8 protein-coding genes and 3 tRNA genes are annotated in these 12,936 nt (G+C 40.2%); 1 reads left to right on the plus strand and 10 read right to left on the minus strand.

Going from position 1 to position 12,936, the window contains the following annotated elements:
- Window positions 1-129: 129 nt before the first annotated feature.
- Window positions 130-3,162 (plus strand): Rib/alpha-like domain-containing protein, encoded by a 3,033-nt coding sequence (locus tag HXT50_RS04250; protein WP_421777063.1) that lies wholly within the window; start codon window positions 130-132, stop codon window positions 3,160-3,162.
- Between the two features lie 67 nt (window positions 3,163-3,229).
- On the opposite strand, the gene HXT50_RS04255 is transcribed toward HXT50_RS04250, so the two are convergent.
- The 10 genes from HXT50_RS04255 to HXT50_RS04300 all read right to left on the minus strand — a co-directional run bounded on the left by HXT50_RS04255 (window position 3,230) and on the right by HXT50_RS04300 (window position 12,921).
- Window positions 3,230-3,303 (minus strand) — tRNA-Gly (locus HXT50_RS04255).
- Window positions 3,304-3,433: 130 nt separating this feature from the next.
- The gene (locus HXT50_RS04260) at window positions 3,434-4,312 is read right to left on the minus strand and encodes a M48 family metalloprotease (RefSeq protein ID WP_004106145.1); all 879 of its coding nucleotides are present in this window, start codon (window positions 4,310-4,312) and stop codon (window positions 3,434-3,436) included.
- Window positions 4,313-4,417: 105 nt separating this feature from the next.
- Window positions 4,418-5,896, minus strand: a complete 1,479-nt coding sequence (locus tag HXT50_RS04265; protein ID WP_117008643.1) for an FAD-dependent oxidoreductase — start codon at window positions 5,894-5,896, stop codon at window positions 4,418-4,420.
- Window positions 5,897-6,206: 310 nt separating this feature from the next.
- A complete protein-coding gene (locus HXT50_RS04270; protein WP_064340210.1) occupies window positions 6,207-8,519 on the minus strand; it encodes a heavy metal translocating P-type ATPase in 2,313 nt (770 codons plus the stop codon).
- Window positions 8,520-8,843: 324 nt separating this feature from the next.
- Window positions 8,844-8,916: transfer RNA gene (locus HXT50_RS04275), tRNA-Ala, on the minus strand.
- 34 nt (window positions 8,917-8,950) lie between these two features.
- Window positions 8,951-9,024, minus strand: a tRNA-Ile gene (locus HXT50_RS04280).
- A gap of 126 nt (window positions 9,025-9,150) precedes the next feature.
- Window positions 9,151-9,630, minus strand: coding sequence for a Dps family protein (locus tag HXT50_RS04285; protein ID WP_004106140.1), 480 nt, complete (start codon window positions 9,628-9,630; stop codon window positions 9,151-9,153).
- A 57-nt stretch (window positions 9,631-9,687) separates the two neighbouring features.
- Entirely contained in the window at window positions 9,688-10,983 is a 1,296-nt protein-coding gene (locus HXT50_RS04290) for a hemolysin family protein (protein WP_004106139.1), read from the minus strand.
- Window positions 10,984-11,059: 76 nt separating this feature from the next.
- The gene (locus tag HXT50_RS04295) at window positions 11,060-11,830 is read right to left on the minus strand and encodes a TIGR03943 family putative permease subunit (protein ID WP_101885814.1); all 771 of its coding nucleotides are present in this window, start codon (window positions 11,828-11,830) and stop codon (window positions 11,060-11,062) included.
- On the minus strand, window positions 11,827-12,921 hold the full coding sequence (locus tag HXT50_RS04300) for a permease (RefSeq protein ID WP_004119759.1): 1,095 nt from the start codon (window positions 12,919-12,921) through the stop codon (window positions 11,827-11,829). The genes HXT50_RS04295 and HXT50_RS04300 overlap by 4 nt, the downstream gene beginning before the upstream one ends.
- Window positions 12,922-12,936 lie beyond the last annotated feature (15 nt).

Raw genomic sequence — 12,936 nt, forward strand, 5'->3', positions numbered from 1 at the left:
AACTAGATACAATTTTATGAAGTTGTTAAATCTGATAAAATCAACACGTTGAGCTAAATCTGTTGTGCTGCTCGCAAAAATATTTTCAAAATAAAGTAGAAGTCTGTACAAAAAGTAAGGAATAGCAGTATGAGAAAAGTAAGTACCATTCACACAATTAGTGGAATTGTATTAGCTTTTGGTTTGATTGTTTCATCTCTGATTTACGTACCTTCGTTAGCAACAACCGCAGTTGCAGAAGAAACATCACCAATTCACACTCCTTTGACTGCACAAACTGCTCACGACATTTCTACTGGTCGAATTCGTTTGGAAAATAATCAGATTGATTCTTTGCTTTACCATAAAGCCGCGCTAGATCCAGATCAAGATAGCGATGGCGACGGTCTGAAGAACAGCGAAGAGCTTTACACTTACGTAAAAAACGGACGCACATATTACGGATATAATTCGCATCCACTTATTAAGGACACCGACGGCGACGGGTTAGATGACAAAAACGATAACAATCCTCGCAGGTGGGATATTAGCCCCCGAGACATGGCTCTTTTTATGGAGCTTGTGTATAGGGAAGACAGCTACGTCAAAGAAGTACTTGACTACTCAAAACCGCTCACTAAAATTTACAAAAATCGCAACGAATACAAGCTTATGCATAACGAGCTTGCGCCATTCTGGAAAGTCAAAGAAACATACCACTTTGGAAGCGGATTTGATGCTATTCTTTTTGAAAATGTAAATCCTGCATACCCATTTATTGAGCAAAACGGCGTGCAAGTTCTTGCAATCCGAGGAACTGAAAGCGGCGGAGATTTTACTAATGACATTAAACTAGCAATTGGATTAAACCCGAGCCAAGCTTTAGATGTAAACAATGTGATGGATAAAATCAATAGAGAAAAACTTGCTACTAATTTATATATAACAGGGCATTCTCTCGGAGGTTATTTATCTCAACGTGCTTTAATTTACGCTAAACAAAAAAATTACCAATGGATTACAAAGGCCTATACTTTTAACGCTCCGAGGATCAAAGGTAATATATTCAACAAATGGCTTTGGGAAACATCTGATTTTGGCGATCAATTAACAAAAGAGGGTTATGCTGTTCATTACAAGGTTGATAATGATAAAGTAATAGGACCAATAGGAAACCTTAACGGCGCAATAAGCATAGGAAGATCTGGAGAAGGTCACGGATCTCGTAGTTACTTTGAGCCTAGAATGGATAGTTTCGAAGGATTCACAGTTGGCGAACGCAATAAAATTGAAGGAACCGGTCGCAAAATTGCTGCACTCGACGGATTAGTTAACGAACCAGTTATTAAAACTGACGAACAATCTTTCGAACCTAAAATTGAAAACATAGACATTTTTGAAAACGATAAGTTACCAAAAGTAACAGATTATCTTCTTAATGCATCAGACAGACCGCAAGGATCTACCATTACAGATATTACAGATAAAACTTCTATTAACACTTCTAAAAGTGGAAAATACGAAGGTAAAATATTACTTGCATTATCTGATAATTCAGTAAAAACTATTATAGTTCCAATAATTATTCATAAGCGATTGGCTAATATCGAGGAACTTCCAAATGTTACTGCTGAACCTGGCAAGAAAATAGAAGTCAAAAAAGACAATAAAATCCCCGATAATTTCGACTTCAAACCATACTTAAAAAACTTACCAGAAAACAGCACAGTACAAGTTGTAAAACAACCAAACACAACAAACACTGGAGAAACAACATTTATCGTAGAAATAACCTTTGCAAACAAAGCAAAACAGAAAGTAACTCTTAAAGCTCACGTTGTAGAAATCATTCCAGCAACACCACTAAACCCAGCTAAAAAACTCATACCAGGCAAAACCATTACTCCGATTCCAAATGTTACTGCTGAACCTGGCAAGAAAATAGAAGTCAAAAAAGACAATAAAATCCCCGATAATTTCGACTTCAAACCATACTTAAAAAACTTACCAGAAAACAGCACAGTACAAGTTGTAAAACAACCAAACACAACAAACACTGGAGAAACAACATTTATCGTAGAAATAACCTTTGCAAACAAAGCAAAACAGAAAGTAACTCTTAAAGCTCACGTTGTAGAAATCATTCCAGCAACACCACTAAACCCAGCTAAAAAGAGTATTACGTGGGCCGTGTTAATTCCTGCAAAGAAATCAACACCATGGACCGAGCTAACACCAGCGACACCAGCTCCAACACCAACTCCCGTACCTCCGACACCTGTTCCACCAACGCCTTCGCCTACGCCGACACCGACGCCTGATCAACAACCTGCAGTGCCTCTGCAGCCGAAACCAAACCCAGTGAATCCAACACCCGTTCCGCCAAAACCTGCGCCTAAACCAGAGCCACAACCTGTTCCACCAACACCAGAATCTCATTCTGGCAACAGTGAGCACTCTAGCAATGGCGAACCTGATAAGTCTGCAAATAGCACAACCCCACAGACTAATAAGTTCGATCAAGACCATAAGGAAATTCCAAGCATGGGATTTCCCGGACCAACGCATCCTTCCAAAACTCTACAAACTCCTGCAGTTAGTAACGATTCTATGCGCGAAAACCACATAGAGCTTAACGCAAACTCAGAATCACACACATTACAGCAACAGATTCCATCAGCACCAAAGAGTATTGCAGATTTACTTCCAGCGTTGTGCAACACTCTCACCGTCGGGAATAATAACATTGCTTATGCGGGAAAAAATAACCATATCACTGTTACAGTAAATGCAACATCAGAATTCATGCGCAGATTACAACTAGAAAAAGCAGTAAAAGCTTATGCCTACATATATTCCAACCCTAAACTTCTTTATAGCGCAAATGGAATGAAATATGTAACAGTTCACATTAATGAATATGGCAGGATTGTATTCGACGTAGTTATCCCGGAAGACTATAAAGGCAATCATACGATTGTCCTTATTGACGAAAACGGTAAACAAGTTGCGTGGACGAATACTTTAGTAAAGAAAGACCCCCATTTACACAAACAATCCACAATAGCCAATAATGCACTCCCTCGTACTGGAATACAAATAATTCCAATTGTACTTAGCGTTGCATTGATGCTGTTTGCTAGCACAATTGTGACAATTGCAAGAAAAAGAAAGTTTAACTAAGCGTAAGTTGTAGTTTTTATACATCCAATGTACAAAAACTACAACTTATACAATTTTACAATCTGAATGGAGCGGATGACGGGAGTCGAACCCGCCTCTGAAGCTTGGGAAGCTTCCATTCTACCGATGAACTACATCCGCATGCTGTAACTAAAAGCAAACTAGTTTCAACAACCATCTAAGGGTATCATGCACAGCTTACCGCTTCAATATTTAGGAATCAGTTTATGAACTCAATAAACAAGACAAGCAAGTTCAACAAACAAAATATTCATGCAGCAATGCTCATTAGACGCCCAATCCTATCCTGAACAGTAGGACGCGCAGTACACAAACGCACAAGCGCAGGAGCGTTATTATTCCATGGGCAAATAATCATCAAAGAAGCAACAGCCTGCAATCCAGCAGTAGATTTCATCTCGTGAAGCTGCATGCCGTAGGTAATTTTATTAAGTGCGGAAGCAAGCGCAGCAAAATCTCCAGTAATTTCACTACTTCCCTTATCTGCGTCAAATTCACGCGAACCAGGAATAATTGCATTGATAATAACAGAAGCAATAGGAGCGAATAAAATATTTAAAAACTTACCAATAAATTTGCAATACTTGCGAATATCACGACGATATGTATCACCAACATAAACAAGCCAAGAACCAACGTACGTTAATACTGTTGCTGTAGCAGTAGCCAGCGAAGAAGCGAGAATATCATGATTATAAATATGAGTTAATTCATGACCAATAACACTACGTAACTCGCGCTCGTTAAGGATATTAATCAAACCACGAGTACAACATATGCTTGCATGACGCTCACTTCTACCGGTTGCAAAAGCATTAGGACTTTCGTAGGGAGAAACCATTACTCGCGGCATAGGTTTACCAATTCGAGCAGATAAATCTCTAACCATTGCGTAGAGCACAGGCTCTTCTTCTTCACTAACCTCTGTAGCACGCATAGCAATAATCGCAAGCTTACTTGAGCACCAATAAGCAAAAACACTAAATGCAATACCAGGAATAATGAACCATATTAGTGATGACAGATGCGAGCCAGCAAGAACCCAACATAAGGCAAGAAAAAGCCACACAACAACAAAAAATAGTGCGGCTTTTAAGCTGCCATAGTGTATTCTCAAGCCTTTCAACATACGAACTATCCTAATAATGCGAACTTAAATTTTTCTGAATATATACTGCGTATTTACTAACTACAAACTTAAATACTAAGCAATATTTTCAGTTTATTTAGGGCATTATTTGCTACCTAAAGCAATATTTACAAGTTCAGACGCTGAAACAACTTTCTTTCGAGTTCTCTGCTCATTGGCTCCAAGCTCACGCTCATAAGAGTCAACTCGCTTCCAACCGGCGTAATCAATTGGTTTAATGCCCTTTTCTGCCAATAATTTATCTATAGAATTTTCATCGCGATCAGGTGCGATTCGCCCAGCATTGCCAGCTTTAGATAAATCTTCAAGCATATTATTAACAATCAAAAGAGCATCAGATTTTGTAGAGCCGATTAATCCTACCGGCCCACGCTTAGCCCAGCCAGTTGCATACAATCGCTCACGGACTTCGCCATTTTCTACAGACGTCACTAAGCGTCCATCAATATTTGCAAGCAAAGTACGCTTTTCGTCGTAAGCAATTCCTGTAACTTCTGCAGGATGGTAGCCAATGGCATGGTAAACAGCTTGAACGGCATACTCCTCGAACTCTCCAGTACGAGTCATTGTGCCATCCGCGCTTGTTACAGTTCGCTCAACTCGTATTGCTTTCACACGCCCATCTTCACCAAGAATTTCTACCGGCGCACAGTTGAAGTGGATAATATAGCGTTTGTCGGCTGGATTCCCCTCAAAATCAACGTTTCCGCCATCTTCCATATCTTCTGCCATGTCTCGAATCGCAAAAAGTTCCTCAACCATTTGACGCGTGAGCTTATCGTTACCGGCTACTTCAATAGTCTCATCGTCAAGTTCAAAATCATCCTCATTAATAACAATTTGCACTCCGGATAACTTTTCCATTTCGCGCAATTCTTGAACAGAGAATTTTGCTTGGGCAACTCCACGACGAATAAATAAATGCAAGGTTTGGGTTTTATTTTTTTGCAATCCCTCATACACGTCGTCTGGAATATCCGTATGCGCGCGCAAATAATCAGGATCTCGTAAAAGCTCACGAGCAACATCCATTGCCACATTTCCGCCGCCAATAACAGCTACTTCTTTTGCTTCAAGCGGCCATTCTCGATTGCTAGTCGGGTATCCGTCGTACCATTCTACGAATTTTGCAGCTCCGTACACTCCGTCTAAATCGGCGCCTGGAACTCCTCGAAGAGGCCTATCTTTCACAGCGCCGGTTGCAAATAGCACAGCATCGTAGCGTTCCAATAAATCTTCTAATGCAATATCCTTACCAAATTCAACATTTGCATAAAGATGAATATTTGGATTATCAAGCGTCTTTTCAAGCGCATCCGCAATAAATTTGATACTTGGATGGTCAGGAGCTACTCCGTAACGCACTAATCCAAAAGGCACTGGCAATTTTTCAAAAAGATCGATGCGAGCGCTAGAGCCTAATCCCAATTCTTCTCCACGCTTTGCAATCTGGCGTAAGAAGATATCGGAAGAATACACTCCTGCAGGGCCTGCTCCTATTACAGCAATACGCAGTTGAGATGTTTCTTGTGAAACATTTTCGCTTAAATTATTTTTTTCCATTATTATCCCCATATTGAGCTGTATTATACGGCACTTTTCGCCGTTTTCGCGCTATTTAGCGCGGCCTACAAGCATAGGTTGCCTCAATCCACTCAGCAGCGTAACTGTAAAGCGTTTATATGTAATTCTTCGCCAAAAATAAGTTACGTACAAGCTTGAGCTCTTACCGTTTGCAGCTAACTCGTATGCTTTCATAATTAGACTAGCGCATTACTTCGTCTTACAACATGCTCAAATAAATAAAATGCTCAAACGAATATTATTAAAGATGTCGTAATGAATATCGTAAAAAATATTGCCAAAAATATTTTTATTTTCGTTCGCGCAATGCTGTTAAAGCCCACATAATAGCAACAACATCAATTGCTTCTTGCATCATTGCGCCAATAACTGCTGGAATAAAACCGAAAGCCGCAAAAATCATACTTATAATTGCCAATCCAATGCCCATCAATACTGACTGAACCATAACGCATTTAGTATGTTTTGCTACTCTTATTGCGCTTGCAACAGAAGAAATATCGTTGTTCATAATAACTAACTGAGCACATTCAGATGCTGCCGTATCTGTGCCATCCGTTACCGCTACGCCAATATCTGCAGCCGCAAGCACTGGAGCATCGTTTACACCGTCTCCAACCATCATTGTTACAGTCGAATCTTTCTTACTTTTGGCTGCATTGTAATTGTGCTTTTTTACATACGCTAATTTATCTTGCGGAAGCAAATCTGCATATATTGTGTCAATTCCAACGCTTTTACCAATTGTTGTTGCAGCTTGCAAACTATCTCCAGTAAGAATAGATATTGAGCGCGCACCAAGCGTACGCAATGCGTCAATAGTTGATTTCGCGTTATCGCGAGGCACGTCTTTTAACACAATCCGACCAACTAGCACTCCGTCAAAGGAAACATAGGTTGCCATTTCGTCTGCAGCGAGCGCATTGACTACATGTTGTGCCGCAATATGTTGTGTCGCAATATGATTCATGACCTGTTTATTAATATCAGTTTGCTCAGTAACATACTTTCTACGCCCAACGCGCACCAAAACACCATCTACAACGCCTTGAATACCCTGACCTGCAGTTTCCTTCACACTATGCACTACTGGGTATTCTCTAACGCTAGGCAATTGCGGAGTTGAAGATGGATGCGTGTGCTCCCACAAAACTGAACCTGCTTTTGCTATACCTCCAGCGAGAATATGCTGAGAATACGTTTCTAGCACACCTGCGAGCATCACAATTCGATCAGCTTTCTGCGTAGTATCGATTACGTCTACGTTTACAACTTGCGGCTGTTTTACAGTTAGCGTGCCGGTTTTGTCAAAAAATACGTCTGTTACACGACTTAATTGCTCAAGCACATCCTGACTTTTAACAACAATTCCAAGTTTTGCTAAACGCCCAGTACCAGCCATGCAAGCAACTGGAACTGCAATAAGCAGAGGACATGGGGTTGCTAGAACCAATACTTGCGCAAATCGCAATGCGTCGCCAGAAAAGCTCCAAGCAAGACCTGCAATCGCAAAAGATAATACTGTAAACGGCACAGATAGCATGTCTGCAAATCTAACTACTGCAGCTTTAGAAGACCTAGCAGACTCAACAAGCTGCATGATTTTCTGATACTGCGAGTTTTTAGACAGCTTTGTTACGCGCATAATAAGCACAACTCCACCGTTTACACAGCCTGAAAGCACTGCAGCTCCCGCATAGACTTCTCTAGGAACAGATTCTCCGTTAATAGCACTTGTGTCTAAAATTGCAGAACCGCTTAATAATTCACCGTCAACTGGCACTGTTTCGCCAGGAAGCACAATAATTACGTTTCCTATCTTTAGCTCATCAACAGGAACTGTAGCGTAACGCTGCAAATTTGAGGAGATTTCGTTGTCTGTAGATGCTTGCAAAAATGGGCAATTATTTTGTTTACAGTTGCAATTTTGCAAGTCATTATTTTCGCAATTACTTTCGCTATTTTGCTCGCTACTATTAGATTGCTTAGAATTAGCGGCATCTACTTTTCTAAATTCAGCATGCTGGCACAGAACACACGAGCTAGGCTTGCACTGATTTTCACTCAAACATGGCGGTTCGTATGATTCATCATTTGCTTGATTATGATTCATACCATGCTCAATACCTGGCAAAGTCATAAGGTGAGCAGTTTTTGGAGCTGCGCTTACTAAAAGAGATAGATTGCGCTGAGCTTTCATATGCGCAAAATCTTCTATAGCTTCTCCAGTCCAAACCATTACAACAATCAAATAACTTGCCCAGAACTCACCAATACAAAGTGTTGTAAGCAATGCAACAAAAGCAAGTAGATCAATACCTAAAGTTCCATGCAGTAAATGTTTAATCATATTACGCAAAGAAATAACGCTCGTATATAAAACGAGAATAGCGATAATAGTTTTGCCAAGACTAATACTTATGGAAATACTGCAATTAATTTTTAAAAAATCAAAGATTTGCTGCGAAAAATTAGAAATTTGCTCACAGAAAGTAGTTAATATAGGCAAATTATACGAGTACAAAGGCGCAATAAACGGAAAAGCAAGAATTACGACTGTTAATTGTGGTGCACGACGGCAATATGCTAAAAGTTTACGCATACACTTTCCTTACGCTGATCAGGTTAACTACGCTTAAAACGCTGCTAACACACGATTTCACGCCTTGTTAACCCACTGAGCGCAACCTAAATAGCGCACTCAATACACGGCGTAAAGATACTTATGTTGATTTTTGGTTAATCCCAATTTTGGAATTAACAATGACTTTTAATTATTTATTTGTCTCTTTAATATACCATGAAGCCTTGATGAGAAACATTCTCATAAACACAAGCTTAAATAATGCAAAACCAAAACAAATCCAAAAAAATAAATTAATAAACAAAAAAGTTCTGATTGAAAAATCAATCAGAACCCTGTTCGTGGAGCTAAGGAGACTCGAACTCCTGACCCTCTGCTTGCAAAGCAGATGCGCTACCAGCTGCGCCATAGCCCCATTCGGTATTGAATGAAATAATCACTCAATTCCGTGGGCCCGGGAGGACTTGAACCTCCGACCTCATCCTTATCAGGGATGCGCTCTAACCACCTGAGCTACGGGCCCAACTCGTACGCCTAAAACATACAAGTAGTTACATTAGCACAGACACAGAAAATGTCAAACCGCAACACGCCATAAAAAAGAAAATAGCATGTTGCGGTTTGAATCAAAAAATTAAACAGAGGTTAATTAATCAAGATGGCTACGCATGAACCACTGGAACTTTTCCAACTGTTGAACATGATCTTGAATAATATTTGAGCTAACTAAATCAAGCTCATCAAGCTCCGCGATAGCCTTGCGATCGTCTGCAATCATATCGTTATAGTATTCAATAAGCGCTTGCAAATACTCCTTTGTGGACTTGCGACCAGTCAAAGCAAAACGCTTCCATGTACGAGCAGCAACAACATCATCAGCACGTCCAAGTGGAGAACCGCCCAAAGTTGCAATTCGCTCAGCAGTTTCATCCGCCTGCGCCAAAACTTCAGCAACCTGTGGATCAAGCATTTCATGCACTGCAATAAAATCTGAACCAGTAACATTCCAATGCGCATGCTTAAGCACCAAAGCAGCTTCCTGCTCGTGGCTTAAACGATTCTGTAAAATGGCAACAGCCTTTTCACTGGCCGCTTCGTCGAGACCTGGCAAAATATGCAACAAAGCCATGTTCTATCCTTCCTTAGGTTTGTTAATACCGTTATTATTCTACTGCTATGGCTTAAACTACGCGCGGCGACGCACTTCAATCGTCGCAATACGCCTACCATCAACCGCAGTCACAGTCATATCGTAACCATCCGCATCATGCAAAACAGCTCCAACACTTCCCATTGAACCAGTATGCGCTAAAAAGTAGCCTGCAACAGTCTCATACGGACCGTCTTCAAGCTCAATGCCGGTAATGTCAGCAAAATCTTCAATGGTCATACCGCCATCAATTTTTGCAACACCATTTACAAAAGCAGTTGTTTTATTCACATTATTTTGCTCAGTTTCACCAGGCAAATCATATTCATCGCGAATATCTCCAACTAGCTCTTCTGTCATGTCCTCGAGCGTAACAATACCGTCAGTTCCACCATATTCATCGATGACAACAGCCAAATGAATACCACGTTTACGAAGAAGTTCCAGGCTCGGCAATAGTTTGGAAGTTCCAGGAAGACTAATTCCTTCGCGAGTTACATCTGCAACAGTTTTTGCATTTGGATCACGCACATCTAGCAAATCGCGAACATGCACAAAACCTATAACATCATCAAAATCTTTGCCAATAACAGGGTAGCGAGAATACGGAAGCTCACGAATTTTCGCGGCAGCTTCTTCAAGGCTCAATGAACCATCCAAAAACTCAACATCAGCACGAGGACGCATCACTTCAGCAACAATAGTTTCCGAAGCATCAAACACGTCATCCAAAATATTGCGCTCATCCTGACTTAAACGTTTATTGCTATTGACAAGAACACGCAATTCTTCGTCAGAAACTTCGCTTTCCTTCTCATTAGGATCAAAGCCAAGAATGCGCACAAAACCGTTAGTATTCTTACCAATAAGCCAAATTAAAGGCTTGCAAATCTTTGAGAAAACATCAACTGCCGGCACAACCGATCGCGCAATCTGCTCAGCACGCTGCATAGCAATACGTTTTGGAACTAATTCAGAAATAACAATAGAACAGTAAGAAATAACAAGAGTTAGGAAGATTGTTGTAAGTGGGCCAGCAACGTGCGAAGAAACACCCCATGAACATACAACCGGCACAACATACGGAGCTAAAGCAGACTCACCAAACGATGCAGAAAGAAAGCCAGAAAGAGTTACCCCAATTTGTAGAGCAGATAGAAAAGTGTTAGGATCGCGGGCAATTTTTGCAACTCTAGCACCACGCGCATCCTGCAATTCCATGCGATCAATTTGCGAACTTCTCAAGCTCACTAAAGCTAATTCGGTTGCCGCAAATACGGAACCAAATAGCAAAAAAATCATAATGAGTAGAATATTAAAACCAATCGCCATACTTGTTATCTTAGTTTACTTCTATGCGATATCAACAATTCTAAAATAATTATCACCATTAACGAAGATAAATTATTTATGGGCGATAAAAATATCCAGTTGGAGCTTGAGCTGTTTGCATTGATATAACGTGCAGCACAACTCCAGGATGCTGATATCCAGGAATGCCAATATTGCCTCTAGAAACGCGTGCACGAACACGCACCCATTCATGATCTTGAATTTCGCCAATATTTGATTTTTCGGCAACTAATCCAAACGGAGACATGTCGAGAATACAGCATGACATAAGCTGACGAGATACCCTAAATTGATTTGCATTCAACGTAGAATCTCTGCTAACAAAACCTGTAAGAGTAATCGTGTATCCATCATATTTTGCAGCATTATGATCGATTTCGTCATACCAGGAGCCAAAATCATCATCATCAACTGCTATCTCATGAGATTTTTCATACAATCCTGGCAAAGGATAATTTTGGCTACGAATAGCAATAGCACGACCACCAGCATACTGGTCGAATCCATCTACACTAATATTTTGAGCGTAACGCAAAGGAACAATAATAAGTAGCGCAGGAACAACGAAAGCTACAAGCATACGCCAAACATCGCGCGAAGAAACAGAAAACCATCCAATCGCAGCGCATATAGACAGAATAAATAGCAAAATAGCAGTAATTAACAAATAATAATATGCTCTAGGCGTAGTAAAAAGCGTATATTGACCGCTTAAAGTAACTTCCGCAATTATGACTGCAAAAAATAGCAATAAAATAGCTTCTACCAATTGAGCTAAAGTGATTTTTTTACAAGCATTATGCTCAACACATTTTTGTTTTTTCATGCGATGAACCCCCAAGCCCAGTGAGCTAATAATGACGCTAGGAAGCACGCAAAAGCAATAGTTAATGTTAAGCGCCACACAAATTTACCACGGCAATCCTCAACGAGCATAAGCGTATTCTTTAAATCAAGCATAGGACCAAACAGCAGAAATACTAGCACCGACGACATAGGCAATGATGTTGCTAAACTTCTTGCAATTACAGCATCTGAGCTGGAGCATAGAGAGCTTGCGTACGCAATAGCCATCATTACAGGAATAGCAATTAACACATTACTCACTTGTACGCGAGAAGCAGGATCAGCTCCGAGCCATGCGCGAATTACAGAAGCAACTATAGTTCCACATACAATAATTGGAATTAATTTTATTAAATCCTGATGTATATGCTGCACATATTTGCGAATTTGCACAGAAATACTAGGCTTTTCAATATTATTTTTTGTGAGATTACTTTCGTTATTCAATTCGCAAGAACAATGTAAAGAAGATTCGTTTTCTACTAAAATTTTCTTACGTAAAATATTGATTTTCGAAGGAAATATAACAAAAGTTAATCCAACCAGTAATGCAATACCAACACCTAGAGCAATACGCATAATAGCAACAGCTGGAGCGTCAGAGAACGCATAAAATGTTGCTAATACAGATACTGGATTTACAACAGGAACTGCACATAGAAAAGTTATGGCGCACGGCAATGGTAGTTTTCTTGCGACTAAACGAGAAAACGTTGGAACTACTACACAATCACAAACAGGCACGCAAACGCCAGCCAATATGGCAGCCAAAAAACCGTTTGCCGTAGATTTTGGAGCATGTTTCTCAATAAAATCAGCAGTTACCCAAGTTTCTACTGCAGCAGAAACAAGCACACCTATGAGAGTAAAAGGTATCGCTTGTAGCAACAAGCCGGAAACACCTCGAATTGTTGTATCAATTAGAAACCAAGGATGTCGCCCCTGTAACGCAGGAGCAGCTGCAATAATAAAAGCTACTAAAGGAGCTCCAACAAGCAAGAAAAGATAATTCGCAGAATTAGTGGAATTTGCAGAATTTGCACCAAGCGTATCTTTAGATGATTGATTCATATTTGTAACCTAACA

The sequence above is a fragment of the Gardnerella sp. KA00243 genome (assembly GCF_049244105.1).
Classification (GTDB): Bacteria; Actinomycetota; Actinomycetes; order Actinomycetales; family Bifidobacteriaceae; genus Bifidobacterium; species Bifidobacterium leopoldii.